The organism is Marinococcus luteus, from assembly GCF_900106595.1.
GTDB lineage: Bacteria > Bacillota > Bacilli > Bacillales > Marinococcaceae > Marinococcus > Marinococcus luteus.
The window spans coordinates 352,681-372,746 of record NZ_FNNC01000002.1 but is presented as its reverse complement, the minus strand read 5'-3'; the positions used below and the strand labels follow the sequence as shown (position 1 = coordinate 372,746).

The 20,066-nt window shown below is 49.6% G+C and carries 24 protein-coding genes; 23 read left to right on the top strand and 1 reads right to left on the bottom strand.

The window, feature by feature from the left end; translation table 11 throughout:
• Positions 1-20: 20 nt before the first annotated feature.
• Entirely contained in the window at positions 21-1,349 is a 1,329-nt protein-coding gene (locus BLV22_RS07190; RefSeq protein ID WP_091613186.1) for an FAD-dependent oxidoreductase, read from the bottom strand.
• Between the two features lie 211 nt (positions 1,350-1,560).
• Between BLV22_RS07190 and prfA the strand changes: the two genes are divergently transcribed.
• From prfA to fabZ, 23 genes are all read left to right on the top strand, one after another.
• The gene (gene prfA / locus BLV22_RS07185) at positions 1,561-2,634 is read left to right on the top strand and encodes a peptide chain release factor 1 (protein ID WP_143030961.1); all 1,074 of its coding nucleotides are present in this window, start codon (positions 1,561-1,563) and stop codon (positions 2,632-2,634) included.
• Positions 2,634-3,500, top strand: coding sequence for a peptide chain release factor N(5)-glutamine methyltransferase (gene prmC, locus BLV22_RS07180; RefSeq protein ID WP_091613182.1), 867 nt, complete (start codon positions 2,634-2,636; stop codon positions 3,498-3,500). The genes prfA and prmC overlap by 1 nt, the downstream gene beginning before the upstream one ends.
• Before the next feature lie 223 nt (positions 3,501-3,723).
• Positions 3,724-4,773 carry an L-threonylcarbamoyladenylate synthase gene (locus tag BLV22_RS07175; RefSeq protein ID WP_091613179.1) on the top strand — a complete coding sequence of 350 codons (1,050 nt, stop codon included), beginning with the start codon at positions 3,724-3,726 and terminating at the stop codon, positions 4,771-4,773.
• A gap of 28 nt (positions 4,774-4,801) precedes the next feature.
• Entirely contained in the window at positions 4,802-5,257 is a 456-nt protein-coding gene (locus BLV22_RS07170) for a low molecular weight protein arginine phosphatase (protein ID WP_091613176.1), read from the top strand.
• A 72-nt stretch (positions 5,258-5,329) separates the two neighbouring features.
• The gene (gene rpiB / locus BLV22_RS07165) at positions 5,330-5,767 is read left to right on the top strand and encodes a ribose 5-phosphate isomerase B (RefSeq protein ID WP_091613174.1); all 438 of its coding nucleotides are present in this window, start codon (positions 5,330-5,332) and stop codon (positions 5,765-5,767) included.
• Positions 5,768-5,791: 24 nt separating this feature from the next.
• The gene (locus BLV22_RS07160) at positions 5,792-6,337 is read left to right on the top strand and encodes a TIGR01440 family protein (RefSeq protein WP_091613171.1); all 546 of its coding nucleotides are present in this window, start codon (positions 5,792-5,794) and stop codon (positions 6,335-6,337) included.
• Between the two features lie 232 nt (positions 6,338-6,569).
• Entirely contained in the window at positions 6,570-7,829 is a 1,260-nt protein-coding gene (glyA, locus tag BLV22_RS07155) for a serine hydroxymethyltransferase (RefSeq protein WP_091613168.1), read from the top strand.
• Between the two features lie 161 nt (positions 7,830-7,990).
• The gene (locus tag BLV22_RS07150; protein ID WP_091613165.1) at positions 7,991-8,485 is read left to right on the top strand and encodes a peroxiredoxin family protein; all 495 of its coding nucleotides are present in this window, start codon (positions 7,991-7,993) and stop codon (positions 8,483-8,485) included.
• Positions 8,486-8,677: 192 nt separating this feature from the next.
• Positions 8,678-9,307, top strand: a complete 630-nt coding sequence (upp, locus tag BLV22_RS07145) for a uracil phosphoribosyltransferase (protein ID WP_091613161.1) — start codon at positions 8,678-8,680, stop codon at positions 9,305-9,307.
• A 470-nt stretch (positions 9,308-9,777) separates the two neighbouring features.
• Complete coding sequence (locus BLV22_RS07140) at positions 9,778-10,146, top strand: ATP synthase subunit I (protein ID WP_091613158.1); 369 nt, start codon at positions 9,778-9,780, stop codon at positions 10,144-10,146.
• Between the two features lie 58 nt (positions 10,147-10,204).
• Positions 10,205-10,933, top strand: a complete 729-nt coding sequence (gene atpB / locus BLV22_RS07135; RefSeq protein ID WP_091613398.1) for a F0F1 ATP synthase subunit A — start codon at positions 10,205-10,207, stop codon at positions 10,931-10,933.
• Between the two features lie 69 nt (positions 10,934-11,002).
• Positions 11,003-11,215: a F0F1 ATP synthase subunit C gene (atpE, locus tag BLV22_RS07130; RefSeq protein WP_022794575.1), complete on the top strand. Its 213-nt coding sequence runs from the start codon at positions 11,003-11,005 to the stop codon at positions 11,213-11,215.
• Positions 11,216-11,305: 90 nt separating this feature from the next.
• Positions 11,306-11,797, top strand: coding sequence for a F0F1 ATP synthase subunit B (atpF, locus tag BLV22_RS07125; RefSeq protein ID WP_091613156.1), 492 nt, complete (start codon positions 11,306-11,308; stop codon positions 11,795-11,797).
• A complete protein-coding gene (locus BLV22_RS07120; RefSeq protein ID WP_091613153.1) occupies positions 11,794-12,342 on the top strand; it encodes a F0F1 ATP synthase subunit delta in 549 nt (182 codons plus the stop codon). Before atpF ends, BLV22_RS07120 begins: the two co-directional genes overlap by 4 nt.
• Before the next feature lie 15 nt (positions 12,343-12,357).
• The gene (gene atpA / locus BLV22_RS07115) at positions 12,358-13,866 is read left to right on the top strand and encodes a F0F1 ATP synthase subunit alpha (RefSeq protein ID WP_091613151.1); all 1,509 of its coding nucleotides are present in this window, start codon (positions 12,358-12,360) and stop codon (positions 13,864-13,866) included.
• A 40-nt stretch (positions 13,867-13,906) separates the two neighbouring features.
• Complete coding sequence (gene atpG / locus BLV22_RS07110; RefSeq protein ID WP_091613148.1) at positions 13,907-14,773, top strand: ATP synthase F1 subunit gamma; 867 nt, start codon at positions 13,907-13,909, stop codon at positions 14,771-14,773.
• Between the two features lie 51 nt (positions 14,774-14,824).
• The gene (gene atpD, locus BLV22_RS07105) at positions 14,825-16,240 is read left to right on the top strand and encodes a F0F1 ATP synthase subunit beta (protein WP_091613145.1); all 1,416 of its coding nucleotides are present in this window, start codon (positions 14,825-14,827) and stop codon (positions 16,238-16,240) included.
• A 27-nt stretch (positions 16,241-16,267) separates the two neighbouring features.
• A complete protein-coding gene (locus BLV22_RS07100; RefSeq protein WP_091613143.1) occupies positions 16,268-16,672 on the top strand; it encodes a F0F1 ATP synthase subunit epsilon in 405 nt (134 codons plus the stop codon).
• 340 nt (positions 16,673-17,012) lie between these two features.
• Entirely contained in the window at positions 17,013-17,252 is a 240-nt protein-coding gene (locus tag BLV22_RS07095; protein ID WP_091613140.1) for a DUF1146 family protein, read from the top strand.
• A gap of 229 nt (positions 17,253-17,481) precedes the next feature.
• On the top strand, positions 17,482-18,783 hold the full coding sequence (gene murA, locus BLV22_RS07090; RefSeq protein ID WP_091613137.1) for a UDP-N-acetylglucosamine 1-carboxyvinyltransferase: 1,302 nt from the start codon (positions 17,482-17,484) through the stop codon (positions 18,781-18,783).
• Between the two features lie 231 nt (positions 18,784-19,014).
• Positions 19,015-19,329: a flagellar basal body rod C-terminal domain-containing protein gene (locus BLV22_RS07085; RefSeq protein ID WP_091613134.1), complete on the top strand. Its 315-nt coding sequence runs from the start codon at positions 19,015-19,017 to the stop codon at positions 19,327-19,329.
• Positions 19,330-19,437: 108 nt separating this feature from the next.
• On the top strand, positions 19,438-19,617 hold the full coding sequence (locus BLV22_RS07080) for a DNA-directed RNA polymerase subunit beta (protein WP_245724036.1): 180 nt from the start codon (positions 19,438-19,440) through the stop codon (positions 19,615-19,617).
• A gap of 22 nt (positions 19,618-19,639) precedes the next feature.
• Positions 19,640-20,062 carry a 3-hydroxyacyl-ACP dehydratase FabZ gene (fabZ, locus tag BLV22_RS07075; protein ID WP_091613129.1) on the top strand — a complete coding sequence of 141 codons (423 nt, stop codon included), beginning with the start codon at positions 19,640-19,642 and terminating at the stop codon, positions 20,060-20,062.
• Positions 20,063-20,066 lie beyond the last annotated feature (4 nt).

Below are 20,066 nucleotides of genomic sequence, written 5' to 3'. Positions count from 1 at the left end.
TTATCTATATAAATGGACAGTTACTTCGCCCGACGGATCACCTGCTGAAGCGGATCCCACACTTTATTGTAAGGCGGAGCGTAGCTTAGGTCCAGATCCTCAAAATCGGTTACCGTCATACGGTGGAAGAGGGCGGTTGCCAGAACGTCGAGCCGTTTGTCTGTGCCGTCACCGCCAATAAGCTGGCCGCCCAGGATGATGCCTGTGTCCGGACAGTACGTAACTTTAATATGAAGCTTGCTATTTCCCGGGAAATAGCCGGCATGACTCGAGGTAGTAAGCGCCTCGCTGCGGTAAGGAAAGCGCATATCGGCAGCTTCCGTTTCAGAGATGCCGGTTTTACCGAGCGTCAGGCTGAAAAAGCGGAGAATAGAGGTGCCGGTTACGCCTTTAAAGGACTTTACGCTTCCTGCCATGTTAAGGCCGGCGACCCGTCCCTGCTTATTGGCATGGGTTCCGAGCGGAAGATAGTCATCGATCTCCTTGATCCGGTGAAACTGGGTGGCACAGTCTCCGGCGGCATATATGTCCGGGACATTGGTTTCCATGTAGCGGTTCACCTGGAGAGCTCCATTACCGTGACGGAACAGGCCGCATTTGGACACCATTTCCGTATTCGGGCGCAGGCCGACGCCGGCAATCACGGCATCGGTATCGATCACCCGGCGGTCGGTATGCACGGCTTCCACCCGGCTTTTTCCCGACAAATGCTGAATGTTTTCCTCAAGCAACAGCTCAATGCCGTTTGCTTCCGCTTCTTCAGCAATATATGCTGCCATGTCCGGATCGAATATACCGGCAAGCTGATCGCCCCGCTGTACGAGCGTCACTTTCTTTCCAGCATGAATACAGTTTTCCGCCACCTCAAGGCCGATATAGCCGCCGCCTACGACAGTGACGTGGTTTACGTTCGCAAGATCTGCTTTGATCGTTTCGGCATCCGGGATCGTTTTCAGCGTATGAACGCCTTCAAGCTCCCGCCCCGGCCAGTCTGGCAGGATCGGACGCCCGCCGGAAGCAATCAGCAGCTTATCATACGTAACCTGAAACGGCTTGCCGGTGCCGGTATGTACACCGGTCACTTCTTTTGTATCCACATTGACGCCGGTCACCTCGTGGTTTACCCGGGCATCGATGCCGTACTTTTCCCGGAACGTATCGACGTCGCGGGCGATTAAATTCGCGCTGTCTTCGACTTCGCCCCCGAGTATGTAAGGAAGGCCGCACTGAGCGTAGGAATATACTTCCCCAGCTTCGAGTGTAATAATTTCTGCATTCTCATCCTGCCGGTAGATCTGCATAGCTGCACTCATGCCGGCAGCGTCACCACCGATAATAACGTATTTCATTGTTTTTCCCCCTTCTGCTTAAACAATAGGCACTTACAGGGCGGTTCCCCGCTCCCGCGCTGGTCAAACGAAATTTATAGAGGCGGTGGTATTTTGACGCCCCTATGCCCCTGTATTATAATTAGTATACTGTAAAGGAGAACGAGTAACGTGTAAAACGTAACGAAATACAATTCAGCCGGATAAAATTTGAAAAATAGAGGTGAACGGTGTGTTAGAGCGACTGCAGACGGTGGAAGACCGTTATGAATATTTAAATGAACAGCTGAGCGATCCGGAAATCGCAAACGATCCGAATAAAATCAAGGAGCTGTCCAAAGAGCAGGCACAGATGCAGCGGACAGTGGAGGTTTACCGGGAATATAAAGAAGCCCGGCAGCAGCTTGATGAAGCTAAATCGATGCTTGAAGACGAGCTCGATGCAGAAATGAAAGACATGGTAAAATCGGAAGTCGAAGAATTGAGCGAACGTATTGAAAATCAAGAGGAAGAGCTCCGGAGGCTCCTTCTTCCGAAGGATCCAAATGATGATAAAAACGTTATTATTGAAATACGTGGAGCCGCAGGCGGTGAAGAAGCGGCGCTGTTTGCCGCTGATTTATACAAAATGTACACCCGTTATGCAGAGAAACAGGGCTGGAAAGCAGAAATCGTGGAATCGACCGCAAGCGACCTTGGCGGCTACCGGGAAATCATTTTTATGATTAACGGCGATTCGGCATATTCGAAAATGAAATATGAAAACGGGGCCCACCGGGTTCAGCGGGTGCCAAGCACGGAATCGGGTGGACGCGTGCATACGTCCACAGCTACGGTGGCTGTCCTTCCGGAAGCCGAGGAAGTGGAAGTAGACATTCACGATAAGGATATCCGCGTTGATACGTTCGCAGCGAGCGGACCCGGCGGCCAGAGTGTAAACACGACTATGTCGGCGGTGCGGCTGACGCACGTGCCGACAGGTATTGTCGCTTCCTGTCAGGACGGAAAATCCCAGATTAAAAACAAAGAAAAAGCAATGACGATTCTCCGTGCCCGGGTGTATGACAAATTCCAGCAGGAAGCCCAGGCGGAATACGATGAAAACCGGAAATCGGCGGTAGGAACCGGGGATCGTTCCGAGCGGATCCGGACGTACAATTTTCCGCAGACGCGTGTAACCGATCACCGTATTGGCCTGACGCTGCAAAAGCTTGACCAGATTCTTCAGGGAGAGCTCGACCAGATTATCGAACCGCTCGTAATGGAAGAACAGGCCGAGCTGATGGAAAAAGCAGGCGAAGCGTAATGAAAGAAGAACCACTTGTATTTGAAGCCCGGAGATGGGCTTCTTCTTTTTTGAAGGAGCACGGAAGAGAAGAAACGGCAGCAGACTGGCTTCTGGAGCATCATCTGCAGCTCTCCCGGTCCCAGCTGCTGGCTGCTGCCAGAGAGAAGGTAGCACTGCAGACGTGGGAGCATTTCCAGCAAGACGTGCGTAACCATGCAGCCGGGACACCGGTGCAGCATTTAACAGGCAGCAGCTTTTTTTACGACCGCGAGTTTCACGTCAATCCAGACGTGCTGATTCCCCGGATGGAAACCGAGGAGCTCGTCTGGCACGTGATCGACTGGGTGCAAAAAAACAAAGAGCTGAAATCCCCGGTGATTGTCGACGTCGGCACAGGAAGCGGCATCATCGCAGTCACGCTTGCGCTGGAGCTTTCATCGGCACGAGTGCAGGCTGTAGATATTGACAGCCGGGCGCTTGAGACGGCTAAACGAAATGCAGATCGGCTGCAGGCACCGGTTACCTTTCATCAGGAATCGTTTCTTGAAGGCATGGCGTCCCGGAAAGAACAGGCCGAGGTTATTGTATCCAATCCTCCGTACATTCCAAAAGACGAATGGGAGAAGCTCGACCCGCTCGTCCGGGATAAGGAGCCTGCGGTTGCATTGATCGGTAAAGGAAAAGAAGGAATTCACAGCTATGAAGAAATTATCAGTCGTGCTGCCGAAGTTCTGGCTCCTGGTGGACTGCTTGCTTTTGAAATCGGCTGGCAGCAGGGGAAAGCAGTGATGGAAGCGGCTGAAAAAGTTTTCCCGGGAAAAAGGATTCAGGTAATAAAGGACTTGAATGGGAACGACCGAATCGTTACAGTTGTGAATAAGTAAGAAAGTTATCCACGGTTTGTGGATAACAAAAGACAAATGACCCCATATATGTGGAAAACATTAATTTTTCGTAAAAAATGTAAATTCAAAGGCTGAATTAGCAGTGTAAATTCTAGTTATCCACAGAAAATAAGCGCCTGTTAATAGTGTGAAAAACCTAAATTAATGTAAAATAAACCCTGATGTGAAAGCATTTTAATTTTTTGGAAGGAACGAAAGCCGCATGAGTTATAAACAGACGGTCATAAAAAATGTGGATAAAATAAATGAAGCCTCTACGGAGAATTCTGTATTAAAGGAAATGGGGCTGTGGATAACGCAGGGGAAGACAGTGGCACTTCCAACAGAAACGGTTTACGGCCTCGGGGCAAGCGCCGTATGCACTGAAGCCGTCCGGGCGATTTTTGAAGCTAAAAACCGTCCCCCGGACAATCCGCTGATTGCTCATATTGCTGACCGTGCCCAGCTCGACACGCTTGGGGTTACGTGGACAGAGAGCATGGAAAAGCTGATGGATGCGTTCTGGCCCGGCCCGTTAACGCTTATATTCCCACTGACGGCAGAAACTCCTCTATCGCCCCTGGTAACGGCGGGGTTGTCCACAGTGGCTGTACGGATTCCGGAGCACGAGGTGGCAAGGGCAGTGCTAAAGCACGCAGGCGTGCCGATCGCAGCGCCGAGTGCCAACCGTTCCGGCTCCCCGAGCCCGACCACGGCGGATCACGTATACAGTGACCTGCACGGGAAAATTGATGCTGTGATCGACGGCGGTCCGTGTGGATACGGAGTGGAGTCCACCGTCGTGGACTGTACGGCAGAAATCTGTTGGATTCTGCGTCCGGGAGGAGTTACTAAAGAACAGATCGAGCAGGTGCTCGGCCCCGGCACAGTCCGCTATTCGCAAAGTGCTTCTTCAGAGGAAGCGCCTGCAGCACCGGGGATGAAATACCGTCACTATTCGCCGGCGACCTCCCTGTATTTAATGAAAGGATCGGAGGAAATATGGCAGAGAAAGCTCCGGGCCTTCCAGGAAGAGGGAAAGAAAGTAGCGGTGCTTGCCGTTGAAGAGAACAAATCAGCGTGGAAGCAGGCGGATGCCTTTCTTAGTTTAGGCTCGCGCCGGGCGCCCGAAGAAACGGCAGCAAAATTGTACGCTGTTCTCCGTGAATTAGATACAATGGAGGTGGACGCTGCGTTCTGTGAAGTTTTTTCAAAAGAAGGGATCGGGACTGCGCTCATGAACCGTCTGGAAAAAGCAGCATCTTCAGAATAATGAAAACTTCTGCAAGGAGTCGATGACGATGAGTTATCACGTATTGTTTATCTGTACAGGGAACACATGCCGGAGTCCTATGGCCGCTGCGCTGATGAAGCACCACTACCCGGAAGTGGAAGTGGCTTCAGCCGGAGTAATGGCTACAAATGGAGAACCGGCAGCGACAGAAGCCGTCCGGGCGATGGATGAAAGGCGGGTGGAGATGAATCATGAATCCCAGCCGCTCACAAAGGAATTAATCGACTGGGCGGACGTTATCTTTGCCATGACCCGGGGACATAAAGATATTATGCAGCGGATGTTTCCGGGGGCCGAAAAGAAAACGGTGCTCTTAAAGGAATATGCCGGTGCCAGTGGGGATAAGGATATTGGAGACCCTATCGGCGGCGGCCGGGAGGTGTATCACGAAACGGCAGAAGAAATGGAAGAGTCGCTTCAGGCAGCATGGGAGCGGTATATGAAAGAAAAGTCGCTGGACTGAGCCTGGAGATTTACAGGCTGATGGATACGTGAGAGACTGAAATCAGTACAATCAAACGGAGGAGAGGTTGACATGAAAGTAGCATTGGGTGCCGATCACGGCGGATATGAATTAAAAGAGGAAATTAAATCTGTACTGGATGAAGCAGGCGTGGAATACGAAGATCTGGGATGTGACTGCAGTGACTCTGTAGACTATCCGGACTACGCGGTGCCGGTGGCTGAAAAAGTAACGGCCGGCGAAGTGGACCGCGGGATTCTTGTCTGCGGCACAGGCATCGGCATGTCGATTGCTGCGAATAAAGTTAACGGCATCCGCTGCGCGCTTGTCCATGATGTATTCAGTGCGAAGATGACCCGGGCGCATAACGACAGCAATGTACTGGCTATGGGTGCGAGAGTTGTTGGTTCCGGCCTCGCCGGTGAAATTGTCAAAGCCTGGATCAGCACGGAACATGAAGGTGGCCGGCACGCCGACCGCATTCAAAAAGTAGCGGCTATTGAACAATAAGGAACGAAGAAAGGATGAGTTGTCATGGTGAACAAAGCAGAATGGCAGCAACCTTTACGTGAATTGTTAGCTTCATTAAAGGAACAGGCGTCGCTCCGCAGCGGCCAGGTGCTTGTGATTGGAACGAGCACAAGTGAAGTGCTCGGGGAGCATATCGGTAAGGCAGGCTCTGAGGAAGTAGCCGAAGCGCTGTTTGACGTCTTTCAGGAGTTCCGCGAAGAATCCGGCGTGCACCTTGCATTTCAGGGCTGTGAGCATATTAACCGGGCGCTCACGGTGGAAAGGGAAACGGCGGAAGCCTACGGCCTCGAAGCAGTAAGTGTGGTGCCTCACCCAAGGGCGGGCGGTTCGATGAGCTCGTATGCATATAAACACATGAGTGAGCCGGTCGTCATCGAAGCGGTAAAAGCGGACGCAGGCATTGATATCGGATCCACCCTGATCGGTATGCATTTAAAGCCGGTGGCAGTTCCGGTGCGCGGCCCGCAGAAGCAGATTGGTTCTGCCTATGTAACGATGGCAAAAACACGGCCGAAGCTGATCGGCGGTGAGCGGGCCCGCTACGAATAGCCGCCGCTGTACGGAAAGAGGCCGGAAAAAGAATCGCATGCCGCGGTTCTTTTTTCTTCCTATGCACGCAGAAAATAAAGAAATCCGAAAAAATTTCGAAAGGTACGGAATTTCGTAAAAAATACGTGTTACAATGAAAAACATAGTAACACGGAGAGAAAAATAACGAACGAAATATTAGCGGAAAAGATAATCGTTCGTTGTTGGATCGAAAGGGAAGGGAGATTTACAGATGGAAACAAAGGTAAATGCAGAAAGTGTACAAACGCAGGATCCGGCCATATTTGAGGCAATGCAGAAGGAGCTGGGGCGCCAGCGCGATAAGATTGAGCTGATCGCTTCGGAAAACTTTACGAGCCGTGCAGTAATGGAAGCGCAGGGATCCGTGCTTACCAACAAATATGCGGAAGGCTACCCGAACCGCCGCTATTACGGCGGATGTGAGCACGTAGACACGGTCGAACAGCTCGCGATTGACCGGGCGAAGGAACTGTTCTCGGCAGAATATGCGAACGTGCAGCCTCACTCCGGCGCGCAGGCAAATATGGCTGTTTACTATACGATTTTAAATCACGGCGACACAGTGCTTGGCATGAATCTTTCCCACGGCGGCCACTTAACCCACGGAAGCCCCGTCAACTTCAGCGGTGTGCAGTACAACTTCGTGGAATACGGTGTGACTAAAGAAGACCAGATGATCGATTACGATGAAGTGCTTCGCGTGGCAAAAGAAACACAGCCGAAGTTAATCGTTGCCGGCGCAAGTGCATATCCGCGTGAAATTGACTTTAAAAAATTCCGCGAAATTGCCGATGAGGTAGATGCGTACTTAATGGTCGATATGGCACACATTGCCGGACTGGTAGCAGCAGGGGTGCACCAAAACCCGGTGCCTCATTCGCATTTTGTTACGACAACAACGCACAAAACGCTGCGCGGGCCACGTGGAGGACTCGTGCTTTGTAAGGAAGAGTTCGGCAAAAAGATTGATAAAGCAGTATTCCCGGGTCTTCAGGGTGGACCGCTTATGCACGTGATTGCGGCGAAAGCCGTTGCCTTCGGCGAAGCACTGCAGAAGGATTTCGTAACGTATTCCGAAAACGTCGTGAAAAACGCCCGCAGTTTAAGCGACTCATTGCAGAACGAAGGGGTTACCGTCGTTTCGGGCGGCACCGACAACCATCTCGTGCTGATGGATACCCGCAGCCTGGAGCTGACAGGGAAAATTGCGGAAAAAGCACTGGACGAGGTCGGCCTCACAGCGAACAAAAATGCTATTCCGTATGACCCGGAAAAGCCATTCGTCACAAGTGGTATCCGTCTCGGTTCTGCAGCCGTTACCTCCCGCGGGTTTGGCGAAGGAGAAATGAAAGAAATAGGCGCCATCATCGCCTATACGCTGAAAAACCATGAGGATGAAGACGCATTAAAAGAAGCGGCTGAACGCGTGAAAGCTTTAACGGGCCGTTTCCCAATTTACGAATACCTGTAAGGTGGCAGACCCCGGCCAAAAAACGGGGACATGGATACAGCTGTTCTCCTATTTAAAGGAGGCAGCTGTTTTTCTTTATTATTTCGGAAAAACCCTTTGTTTTTCAGGGGTGAATGCAAGTGTGTTAGGGTATATGTAGATTGGGAAAAGGAGGAGTTCAAATGGTTTTTGCACTAAATGAAAAAGCGCCAATGTTCACGCTTGCTGATGTGAATGGCGAAGAATTTAAACTCGAAGATAAAATAGGTAAGGGCTGGCAGCTGCTCGTGTTTTTCCGGGGGTCATGGTGCCCGGTATGTAAAGAAGAGCTGCAGGCCTGGGAAGAACACCGCAGTTTTTTTGAAAACAACAATGTAAATATCACAGCCATTTCTACTGACAATCCAGAAGATCTGAGCACGATGACCGGAGAATACGGACTCACGTTCCCGGTGCTCGTCGACGAAGCGCTGAAGGTGCTCGATGATTACGGCGTCTTTTATCACAGCTCGGAAGCGCCGTATGAAGACCACGGGGCTCACGGGGAGCCTGCATATTTTCTGCTCGACGAAGAGGGCAGATTTTTATATCAGCACCGCCAGACAAATCCATTCGGCCGGCCGGGTCCGAAGGAATTTCGCAAAACAGTAAAGTATATTGAAGATAATTTAAAATAAACGTTCGCAGCAGTGTATCCGGGCGCTGCTGTTATTTCCAGCAGAGCGCAGAAGTTGCGGCATATTTCTGTCATTTTATATAACCTTGAATCCATCACGCTTTTTAGGTAGAATTTCTAAAGAATATGTTCGATAGGGACATGGGTTAATAAGCACCGGCTGGCGCCGGGGAAAAAGGAGCCGACTATACTTATGGGAAATGTACATGTACTGGATCATCCGCTCATTCAACATAAACTTACATTCATCCGGGACGTCTCAACAGGAACGAAGGAATTCCGGGAGCTTGTCGATGAAGTGTCCACCCTTATGGCGTTTGAGATTACAAGAAACCTTCAGCTTCAGGAAGTAACGGTGGAAACTCCGGTGGGACCGGCCAAATCCTATACGCTTGCAGGCAAAAAGCTGGGAGTGGTGCCGATTTTGCGCGCAGGATTAGGCATGACCGACGGTATCATCAAACTGATCCCGGCGGCAAAGGTTGGGCACGTCGGGCTGTACCGGGATCCGGAAACGCTGCAGCCGGTGGAGTATTATGTGAAGCTGCCAAGTGATGTCGAAGAGCGGGAATTTATCGTGATTGATCCGATGCTTGCGACAGGCGGTTCTGCTATTGAAGCGTTAAACAGCCTGAAAAAACGCGGAGCCCAAAATATCAAGCTCATGTGTTTAATCGCAGCGCCTGAAGGAGTGGCACTTGTTCAGGAAGCACATCCGGATGTGGACATTTACCTGGCTTCGATGGATGAAAAGTTAAACGACAAGGGTTATATTGTTCCGGGTCTCGGAGATGCGGGCGACCGTTTGTTCGGCACGAAATAATGTAGGAGAGGGCTTTTCCCGTACGGACGGAAAAGCCCTTTGATTTGTAAAAAGTGTATCCTGTTAATGAAGCAGGGCAGTCAGATAACGTTTATGCATGGAATGGATGCCGGACGTTCATGCTTTCCGCCCAGCTTTTTATTGACTTAAAGATATGAAAATGTCACTTAATAGACACAAAATAAAAAATGCCTGAAACACGCGACATTAAAGGGTTTTATTAATTTTCGTCCATTGACATCAAGGGGCGGCTATTGTACGATGATGAAGAACGTATGATAAGGTTTACATATGGGAGAAATTTGGATTTCCTACATTAACGGCATGATTCACGCATTTGTTTCTTTTTTTTGCCTAAAAACATGCAGGGACAACTACGTTACATAAAGTTGTGTAAAAATTCTCTCAATGGATTTCGTAGTGTATTAACGGACTAATCAGTCTGTTTCGGAGGAAAAGGTGGCCCGCGCATGAATAATACAAGCTTGTATCTCCGCTCGTTATTTATAGGATTGGCTGTAATGCTTGTATTGTTTGGTGCACCGGCGCTGATTCCAACGTTCCGGCAGGAAGCAGTGAGCTTATTTGCAGGAGCGTGCGGAGGAGCTTTTAACATTTGGCACGCTCACCGGGAGACAAAACGAATCCAGAAGGCGGTACTCGCGGAAAAAAAGATTTTTCCGTTTGGCATGGCCACAAGGCTCGCAGTAGGAGTAGTCATTGCTATGCTCTATGTCCGGTTTCCGGAACAATTCCGTCTGCTTTACCTTGTGATTGGATTGTTCAGTCCATATCTGCTGCTTTATGCTTTATCCGTTCACTTCAGCAAAGAAAAGTAGTTTTTCAGCTGCAGCGCACAATCGACTAACATAGTAAAGGGGTGACTGAGACTTGAATATAGAGCACGAATCGCCGTACGTCTATGATGTGTTTGGGATACCGGGCTTCCATGCTAATCTTTCCAACATCATGATGCTGACTATTGCGGCAGTCATTGTGTTTATCATTGGTGTGGTGAGTGCGCGGACTCTTTCTATGAAACCAACTGGTATGCAGAACGCATTTGAAATGGTGATTGAATTCGTCCGCAATATGATTGGCAGCACTATGGACTGGAAAACCGGAGAGCGTTTCTTCGGACTTGGAATTACGATTTTCCTGTTCATACTGGTAGCGAATCTGCTCGGGATTCCGTTCATGCTGATTAATGATGAAACCCACGTGCTTTGGTGGAAATCACCGACGGCTGATCCGGTGGTGACGATGACACTTGCTGTAATGGTAATTGTGATTTCACACTTCTACGGCATCAAGCTTCGTGGAGCGAAAGAGTACGGAAAGAACTACTTCCGTCCAAAGAAATTTCTCTTTCCGATTAACATCCTTGAAGAGTTCACCAACACTCTGACACTCGGGGCACGGCTTTTCGGCAACCTTTATGCCAAAGAGATACTGCTGACGCTTCTGGCGACGGTGGGTACAGCTTTTCCAATCGGTACCGCTCTTGGTATTATTCCAATGGTTGCCTGGCAGGGATACAGCTTGTTTATCGGTTTTATCCAGGCGTTTATCTTCCTGGTACTGACCATGGTCTACATTTCTCACAAAGTGGAAACGGATCATTAATGACAGCAGCATCTGCAGAAACAACGAAACAACAATATAGTTTTAAACTAATTTAAGGAGGATTTGCACATGGGTCTTTTAGCAGCTGCAATCGCAGCAGGTTTAGCAGCAATTGGTGCAGGTATTGGTAACGCAATCGTAATCAAAGGGGCAATCGACGGTACTTCCCGTCAGCCGGAGCTTGGCGGCAGATTGCAGACACTTATGTTCATCGGTATCGGTCTTGTTGAGGCAGTTCCGATCATCGCAGTCGTTGTTGGTTTTATCACGCTTTTCCAATAAACATAAGTTTTGGAAAGGGAAGCAAAATGGCGGAGTGGGGGAACTGGCTTCGCCATTCCTTTTGTATATCTAAGAAAGGAGTGAAATCTTTTGCCATCTACATTTGCGTTCGGAGATGTGCTTTTCTCACTTTTTACGTTTCTCATTTTACTGCTTTTGCTTCGCCGGTTCGCCTGGGGTCCAATTGTGGAACAGATGAAAAAACGTGAAAATCACATTTCCAATGAAATAGAGACAGCGGAAAATCACCGTCAGGAAGCGGAAAAATATTTAGAAGAGCAGCGGGTGGAAATGGAAAAAGCGCGTGAAGAAGCGCAGTCCATCATCGAAACATCCCGTAAAACGGCTCAGGAGCAATCCAAGGAAATCATCCGGGAGTCCCACGAAGAAGCAAACCGCATGAAAGACAATGCCCTCGCTGATATTACGAGAGAGCGGGAGCAGGCAGTTGAAGCGCTTCGTGCCCAGGTCGGCCAGCTTTCTGTGTTAATTGCGACGAAAATTATTGAAAAAGAATTAGATGAAGAAGAACAGGAAAAACTGATTCAGGAATACGTACAGGAAAGCGGCGGTCGCTTATGAGTAATCCAACCCTGGCAAAACGCTATGCCCGAGCGCTTTTAAAAAGTGCGGAAGAACACGGGGCTCTTGAAGAAACCAAGCAGGAATGGGAAGCGATGCTCGAAGTGTTCCACGCGCATCCGGAGATTGCTCAGATTTTCAGGTATCCATCAATCAGCCGTGAAAGAAAACAGTCTTTCATAGCAAGTACTTTTGGGTCCTGGAGTGAACGCAGCCGTTCAATGATGAGTGTGCTGCTTGACCGGAAACGGCTTCACCTGATTGATGAAGTAGCAGTGGAAGTGATTGCGCTGATTAACGACCGTCTCGGCATTGCCCATGCGGTCGTTTATACCGTGAAGCCATTAACGGACGAAGAGAAGCAGGCAGTCTCCCGCAAGTTTGCCCAGCGGGTCGGAAAGCGCGAGCTTTATATTGAAAACAGAGTAGATCCTTCGCTCATTGGCGGCATGAAGGTGCACATTGGACATACAATTTTTGACGGAAGCATTCAAGGTCAGCTAGACCGCTTGCAGCGTGAAATAACGCAAACGAATTTATCATGAATGGGGTGAATCCTGGTGAGTATCAAACCCGATGAAATTAGTTCTTTAATTAAACAGCAGATTGAACAGTTTGAAGCGGAGACAGAGTCCAAAGAAGTCGGCATCGTCATTCAGGTAGGGGACGGTATCGCCCGTGCCTACGGTCTGGATAACGCAATGGCCGGTGAACTTCTGGAATTCGAAAACGGCGTCATGGGTATGGCGCAGAACCTTGAAGAAGGCAACGTAGGTATTATTATTCTCGGTGCCTATGAAGAAATTCGCGAAGGCGACCAGGTCAAACGGACCGGCCGTATCATGGAAGTACCGGTAGGCGAAGAGCTGCTCGGACGTGTAGTTAACGCCCTCGGCCAGCCTGTAGACGGACTCGGCTCCACAAACACGAACAAATCCCGTCCGATTGAAAGCGGAGCGCCTGGAATTATGGACCGTCAGTCGGTATCCGAACCGCTCCAGACCGGTATTAAAGCCGTGGACACAATGATCCCTATCGGCCGCGGCCAGCGTGAGCTCATTATCGGCGACCGCCAGACCGGTAAAACGGCAGTTGCGATCGATACGATTTTGAACCAGAAAGACGAAGACGTTATCTGCATTTATGTAGCGATCGGCCAAAAAGACTCCACCGTGGCAGAAGTCGTGGATACGTTCCGCCAGAAAGGTGCGCTTGATTACACGATTGTCGTAAACGCAGGGGCTTCCGAGCCTGCACCAATGCTTTATCTGGCCCCGTATGCCGGAGCGTCCATGGGCGAAGAGTTTATGTACAACGGCAAGCACGTGCTTATTGTATATGATGACTTAACAAAACAGGCGAACGCCTATCGTGAACTTTCCCTCCTTCTTCGCCGCCCACCGGGCCGTGAAGCCTTCCCAGGGGACGTCTTTTACCTTCACTCCCGTCTGCTCGAACGTGCAGCAAAGCTGAGTGATGAAAAAGGCTCTGGTTCAATGACAGCTCTTCCAATCATTGAAACCCAGGCAGGGGACGTAGGTGCCTACATTCCAACAAACGTGATTTCCATCACCGACGGCCAGATCTTCCTGCAGGCAAACCTTTTCAACTCCGGCGTCCGTCCGGCCATCAACCCGGGTATTTCCGTATCCCGTGTCGGCGGCTCGGCTCAGACGAAAGCAATGAAAAAAGTTTCCGGTACGCTCCGTCTGGATCTGGCCTCGTTCCGTGAACTTGAAGCCTTCTCCCAGTTCGGTTCCGATCTGGACAAATCGACACAGGACAAACTGGCCCGCGGGGGAAGAACAGTGGAAGTGCTCAAACAGGGACTGCACCAGCCGCTCCGTATGGAGCTGCAGGTGGCAATTGTGTTTGCCCTGACAAGAGGATTCCTGGACAACATCCCGACAGAAGACATCCGCCGTTACGAAAAAGAACTGCTTGCGTATCTTGAATCAAGTCATTCAGAGCTTCTGGCAGGTATTCGTGACACTGGAAAGCTTCCGGACGAAGAAGAGTTCAAACAGGCGATTCAATCGTTTGAGAAGTCATTTAATCCTTCAAAATAAAGAGTGCCGAACGTAAAAAGGTTCAAAAGGTGGTGAACAGATGGCTTCCTTAAAAGAAATTAAAGGCCGTATTCAGTCGACGAAAAAAACGAAGCAGATTACAAGTGCCATGGAAATGGTCTCTGCGTCGAAGCTGAATAAGGCTCAGCAAAATGCTCAACGATATGAGCCGTATACGAAAAAAATTAAAGACGTTGTCTCCGGCATCGCTGCCGGCAGCAGCGGTATCTCCCACCCCATGCTTGAAGAACGGCCTGTAAAGAAGACTGGCTATATTGCCATATTTACAGACCAGGGGCTTGCGGGGGCATACAACTCGAATATTCTTCGGGACTTAATGCAAAAGCTGCGGGAGCGCCACCAGTCAAAGGACGAATACACCGTCATTGTGATTGGCCGGACAGGAAGAGACCTGTTAAAACGCTACGGCATTCCGATGTTCGACGAAATCACGGGCCTGCCGGACCAGCCGTCCTTTAACGATATTAAAAACGTCACGCGTCTGGCGGTTGATTTGTATGCAAATGAAGATGTGGACGAATTGTATATCTGGTACAACCACTTTATTAATCCGATCCAGCAGAAGGTGACAGAAAAGAAACTGCTGCCGCTGACGGAGGAAGTAAGCGAAGAGGACAGCAAAGGCACGGCCCAGTATGAATACGAGCCTTCACCGGAAGCGATTTTAAAGCAGCTTCTCCCGCAGTATGCGGAAAGCTTAATCTACGGCGCCCTGCTCGATGCCAAAGCGAGCGAGTTCGGGGCCCGGATGACAGCGATGAGTGCAGCAACCGATAACGCCAATAACATGGTCGATGATCTAACACTTTCCTACAACCGTGCCCGCCAGGCAGCGGTTACGCAGGAAATCACCGAAATCGTCGGCGGTGCAGCTGCGCTTGAATAAAAGAATCATTTCGTCCGGCCCTGCCGGACAGTAAGGAGGGGAACGATTACAATGAGTGAAGAAAACGGTCGAATTACTCAGATTTTGGGACCGGTTATTGATGTTCAGTTTCCAAGCGGCCAGCTTCCGGAACTAAACAACGCGCTCCGCGTATCACAGCCGGCAACTGAAAATAAAGATGCAATAGAAGTCACCCTCGAAGTTGCGCAGCATTTGGGCGACAACTCCGTGCGGACGATCGCGATGTCTTCGACAGACGGTCTTATTCGCGGAACAGAAGTGACCAACACAGGAGGCTCGATTTCAGTGCCGGTCGGAAACGATACGCTCAGCCGCGTATTTAACGTTCTCGGCGAGCCGATTGATATGAAAGAGCAGGTGGCCGACAGCGTGGAGCGCAAGCCGATCCACCGCAAGCCGCCGAAGTTTGACGAACTCGCTGTGGAAACGCAGGTGCTTGAAACAGGCATTAAGGTCGTAGACCTGCTTGCACCTTACGTAAAAGGCGGAAAAATCGGCCTGTTCGGCGGTGCCGGCGTAGGGAAAACCGTACTTATCCAGGAGCTCATTAACAACATTGCCCAGGAGCACGGCGGTATTTCCGTGTTCGCCGGCGTAGGGGAGCGTACCCGTGAAGGGAACGATCTTTACTTTGAAATGAGCGATTCCGGTGTTATTAACAAAGCAGCCATGGTGTTTGGCCAGATGAACGAGCCGCCGGGTGCCCGGATGCGCGTAGCTCTGACCGGCCTGACAATGGCAGAGCATTTCCGTGATGAAGAAGGGGCCGACGTGCTTCTCTTTATCGACAACATTTACCGTTTCACGCAGGCAGGCTCGGAAGTATCCGCCCTTCTCGGCCGGATGCCGTCCGCTGTTGGTTATCAGCCGACGCTTGCGACAGAAATGGGTCAGCTTCAGGAACGTATCACTTCCACGAAAAAAGGATCGGTTACCTCGATTCAGGCAGTGTATGTACCGGCCGATGACTACACGGACCCGGCACCGGCAACAACGTTTGCCCACCTTGACGCAACCACCAACCTGGAGCGCCGGTTAACAGAGATGGGTATTTATCCGGCTGTGGATCCGCTCGCTTCCACATCACGTGCGCTTGCACCGGAGGTTGTTGGTGAGGAGCATTACGAAGTCGCCCAGCAGGTAAAACAAACGATCCAGAAGTACAATGAACTCCAGGATATTATCGCCATCCTCGGGATGGAAGAGCTTTCCGAAGAAGACAAGCTCACGGTAAACCGTGCCCGCCGCATTCAGTTCTTCCTTTCACAGAATTTCCACGTGGCAGAGCAGTTTACCGGCCAGAAGGGTACGTATGTGTCCGTGCAGGATACGGTACGTGGATTCAAGGAAATTCTTGACGGGCAGCACGATGATGTACCGGAAGACGCCTTCCGCCTTGTCGGCCCGATTGAAGATGTAGTGGAAAAAGCAAAATCTATGTCCTAAGGACGACACGGGGGAGGGAGAACACAGATGGCAACGATGCATCTCAGCGTAGTGACTCCGGACGGGTCCGTCTTTGATGGAGAAGTAGAGATGGTCAGTGTTCGTGCGGAAAGTGGCGAAATGGGGATTCTCCCCGGCCACGTTCCAACCGTGGCTCCTCTAAAAATTGATGCAGTCCGCATTAAGTACGAAAACAAAGTGAAATTACTGGCTGTGAGTGAAGGCTTCGTGGAAGTCCGCTCTGACGCAGTTAATATTTTGGCGGAATCTGCAGAAACTCCAGGAGAGATCGATCCGAAACGGGCCCGTATCGCCAAAGAGCGGGCAGAAGAACGACTGGACCGGATAAATGAAGAGGAAATTGATGTCATGCGGGCAAAGCTTGCCTTGAAACGGGCGAACACCCGCCTGAAGGTTTCCGAAGGCTCATAAAGATACATCTGAAGAATCGTTTTTCCAAAAGGAGAAACGGTTCTTTTGTTTTACATTCGTATTGCTATTCGGCAGAAAAAGCCGGAGTTAAGTAGTAGCAATATCTTCCTTTTCTAAAGAAGATAGAACTATAGATGTTTAATTACGAATCCTTTATAATAAAATGAGCTTATAGTTATAAAATTCCATTAAACCAGTAAATGAATCCATGACTCCAATGACCGCCGCACATAGTAGCAGAACCTTTGTCTCTTGTTTTCCCTGATGCATTTAATTATTCTGAAACGTGGTTCAAAATTTGCAATGAACGTTGTACGGCAACAAAGAAAGGCATGATGGCATGAATCCGGACGGTCAGGAAGCACTAATACATATCCTGCTTCATCTCTCTTTTTTTATCTTGACCTGGTGGTGTCTGCAGGCGTTTCGGTTTGACGTTTTTATCCGGCGGCCGGAAAGCCTGAAGGGAAGGCTTTTGATTATACTGTTCGCTATTGCAATCAGCTACTCTGTAAGCAGTTTCTTTATCGATTATTTTGATTTTTCCTTGTACCTCCGTTACCTGTTTTTCACACTTTAGGCATAAAAGATTATGAAAATGCGGGAGCGGGTAAAGGATTCTGTAATGAAACTCATTGATGCTGCTGAAATTGACACGGAAAAAACTGTCTCTTTACCAATGTAACGTTTTGAGACGAGAAGCGACTAATGAAAAGGTTAGACAAATGGACGAAAGAAAAGCACGGTTCTTTAGGTAAAGTACGCAGCACAAAAAGATAATATGCATAAGTATAGCGGAGGGAATTAAATTGGATAAAATTATTGTACAGGGAGGCAGACGCCTAAAGGGGTCCGTCAAAGCAGAAGGAGCAAAAAATGCGGTTCTGCCTGTTATTGCAGCTACTCTTTTGGCAGAAGAAGGACGCAGCACACTTTATGATGTGCCGCCGCTCGCAGACGTAGACACGATTTCCAATGTTCTGCGCCATGTCGGAACAGAAGTTAATTACGAGAACCACCGCTGGACGGCTGATGCCACCGGGGATCTTTCCACAGAAGCTCCGTTTGAGTATGTCAGCAAAATGCGGGCTTCATTCCTCGTCATGGGTCCGCTTCTGGCGAGAAAAGGAATCGCCCATATTGCACTTCCGGGGGGATGTGCGATTGGCTCCCGTCCGATCGACCAGCACTTAAAAGGGTTTGAAGCGATGGGCGCTCACGTTGAAATCGGCAATGGCTATATCGAAGCGAAGGTAGAAGATCGCCTGCAGGGAGCACGCATTTATCTGGATTTTCCAAGCGTCGGCGCAACTGAAAATATTATGATGGCCGCTGCTCTTGCAGAAGGTACTACCACGCTTGAAAACGTAGCAGAGGAACCGGAAATCGTTGACCTTGCCAACTTTATTAATGCCATGGGAGGCAAAGTGCGCGGCGCCGGAACCGGCACTATCCGCATTGAGGGTGTAGATAAATTAACCGGAGCGGAGCACACGATTATTCCGGACCGGATTGAAGCAGGCACCTTTATGATTGCCGCTGCAATTACCGGGGGAGAAGTATTCGTCGAAGGGGCAATGCATGAACATTTACGTCCGCTTGTAGCAAAAATGCGTGAAATGGGTGTGAAGATTGAAGAAAGCGACGGAGGCATGCTTGTCACAGGTCCGGATATTTTAAGACCGGTGGATATTAAAACAATGCCGCATCCCGGTTTTCCAACAGACATGCAGGCGCAGTTTATGGCGCTGTTAACCCAGGCAAAGGGCACAGGTCTTATCACAGAAACGGTTTTTGAAAACCGCTTTATGCACGTAGAGGAGTTCCAGCGCATGAACGCAAGCATCAAGATCGAAGGACGCACAGCGATCATCAGTGGTCCGAAAAAACTGCAGGGTGCTGAAGTGTCGGCTACCGATCTCCGCGCAGGCGCTGCCTTGATCGTTGCCGGTCTCGTAGCGGAGGGAGAAACAACGGTCACAGAGCTCCGTCATCTTGACCGCGGATACGTGGACTTTCATAAAAAACTGCAGGGTCTCGGCGCAAATGTAGAGCGCGTGAATGCAGACGAGGAAGCAGACACTTCCCTGAAAACCGCCCAGCGCTCCTAGTGGTTTAATAACGCAGGCCATCACTATTCAGTGGTGGTCTTTTTATATTTTAATAGTAGGTATATAGTATCTGATGAAATAGGATATACATCGCTAAATGCCGGCTTATATTCCTCATGACAGGCTTTTGTGGTAAAATAGAACTGATTATAAATATGAACGATTTGAAGATGGAAGCATGCCCACCGGGTTTATGTTCGGCCTGCATTTACGGAAACGGGGAATACAATTATGCTGAGGGGTTTTTATAACACTGCATCGGGGATGACAGCCCAGCAGAGAAAAGTGGAGCATCCGCAGGCGTTGACGTCTGTCGGAGGTAATCGGTACCGTTTTGAGGATTTAGATGGACTCGGGGCAGCGGAAGATGATATGGTTATAGAAGCTGACCCGTCCAGCGTAAAGCAGGGAATGGTCGAGCAGTCTAATGTGGATTTATCGAACGAATTAGTAAATATGATGAATGCCCAAAGACAATACTCGTTTAATTCCCGTGCGTTGACGCAGGGAGACCAGATGCTTGGATTAATTAACAGTATTCGATAAGTCTTTGCGGTTAAGGGAGCATAGATAGTACATATGAGCAATCAGGACAACCATACAAGGACGTCTAAACCAGATAGGAAAGCACAGCTGAAAAGAGGCGCGCAAAAGGTGTGGGCACGTCTTCAGCACCTGCTCTGGTGGCACTGGCTGATTATTATTTTAATTCTGGCTTTTATCTGCTCGATTATCGGCTTGATGATTGGCTATGCTGTCGGGGGAGGCAATCCTTTTCAGGCTTTAAACCCATCGACGTGGCTGGAGATTTATCGGTTAATGCGAGGAAATTAGCATAAAAAGTGAGGAAAAAATGATGCTTTCAATAGAACAAATCAAAGAAATTATTCCCCACCGCTACCCGTTTCTGCTTGTCGATAAAATTATCGAAGTAGAACCCGGAGAGCGGGCGGTAGGCATTAAAAATGTCAGCGCCAATGAAGAATTTTTCAACGGACACTTCCCCGATTATCCGGTGATGCCGGGAGTGCTTATTATTGAAGCAATCGCCCAGACCGGCGGTGTCGCACTGATGCAGCAGGAAGACATGAAAGGAAAACTCGCCTTGTTTGCAGGCATTGATGAATGCCGGTTTAAAGGACAGGTGAAGCCGGGAGATCAGCTGCGCCTCGAAATGGAGGTCACCAAACAGAGACGCTCCATCGTCAAAGGAAAAGGGACAGCTTCCGTGGACGGCAAAGTCGTCGCAGAAGCCGACCTGATGTTTGCGATTCAATAGGAAA

Excerpts from the sequence above, each read along its gene's own strand:
- upp (WP_091613161.1), top strand. The coding sequence starts at position 8,678 with ATGGGAAATGTACATGTACTGGATCATCCGCTCATTCAACATAAACTT.
- BLV22_RS07150 (WP_091613165.1), top strand. The coding sequence starts at position 7,991 with ATGGTTTTTGCACTAAATGAAAAAGCGCCAATGTTCACGCTTGCTGAT.
- atpE (WP_022794575.1), top strand. The coding sequence starts at position 11,003 with ATGGGTCTTTTAGCAGCTGCAATCGCAGCAGGTTTAGCAGCAATTGGT.
- BLV22_RS07175 (WP_091613179.1), top strand. The coding sequence starts at position 3,724 with ATGAGTTATAAACAGACGGTCATAAAAAATGTGGATAAAATAAATGAA.
- BLV22_RS07120 (WP_091613153.1), top strand. The coding sequence starts at position 11,794 with ATGAGTAATCCAACCCTGGCAAAACGCTATGCCCGAGCGCTTTTAAAA.
- BLV22_RS07100 (WP_091613143.1), top strand. The coding sequence starts at position 16,268 with ATGGCAACGATGCATCTCAGCGTAGTGACTCCGGACGGGTCCGTCTTT.
- fabZ (WP_091613129.1), top strand. The coding sequence starts at position 19,640 with ATGCTTTCAATAGAACAAATCAAAGAAATTATTCCCCACCGCTACCCG.
- BLV22_RS07085 (WP_091613134.1), top strand. The coding sequence starts at position 19,015 with ATGCTGAGGGGTTTTTATAACACTGCATCGGGGATGACAGCCCAGCAG.
- rpiB (WP_091613174.1), top strand. The coding sequence starts at position 5,330 with ATGAAAGTAGCATTGGGTGCCGATCACGGCGGATATGAATTAAAAGAG.
- BLV22_RS07140 (WP_091613158.1), top strand. The coding sequence starts at position 9,778 with ATGAATAATACAAGCTTGTATCTCCGCTCGTTATTTATAGGATTGGCT.
- BLV22_RS07095 (WP_091613140.1), top strand. The coding sequence starts at position 17,013 with ATGAATCCGGACGGTCAGGAAGCACTAATACATATCCTGCTTCATCTC.
- BLV22_RS07190 (WP_091613186.1), bottom strand. The coding sequence starts at position 1,349 with ATGAAATACGTTATTATCGGTGGTGACGCTGCCGGCATGAGTGCAGCT.
- glyA (WP_091613168.1), top strand. The coding sequence starts at position 6,570 with ATGGAAACAAAGGTAAATGCAGAAAGTGTACAAACGCAGGATCCGGCC.
- atpD (WP_091613145.1), top strand. The coding sequence starts at position 14,825 with ATGAGTGAAGAAAACGGTCGAATTACTCAGATTTTGGGACCGGTTATT.
- prmC (WP_091613182.1), top strand. The coding sequence starts at position 2,634 with ATGAAAGAAGAACCACTTGTATTTGAAGCCCGGAGATGGGCTTCTTCT.
- atpG (WP_091613148.1), top strand. The coding sequence starts at position 13,907 with ATGGCTTCCTTAAAAGAAATTAAAGGCCGTATTCAGTCGACGAAAAAA.
- BLV22_RS07170 (WP_091613176.1), top strand. The coding sequence starts at position 4,802 with ATGAGTTATCACGTATTGTTTATCTGTACAGGGAACACATGCCGGAGT.
- BLV22_RS07160 (WP_091613171.1), top strand. The coding sequence starts at position 5,792 with ATGGTGAACAAAGCAGAATGGCAGCAACCTTTACGTGAATTGTTAGCT.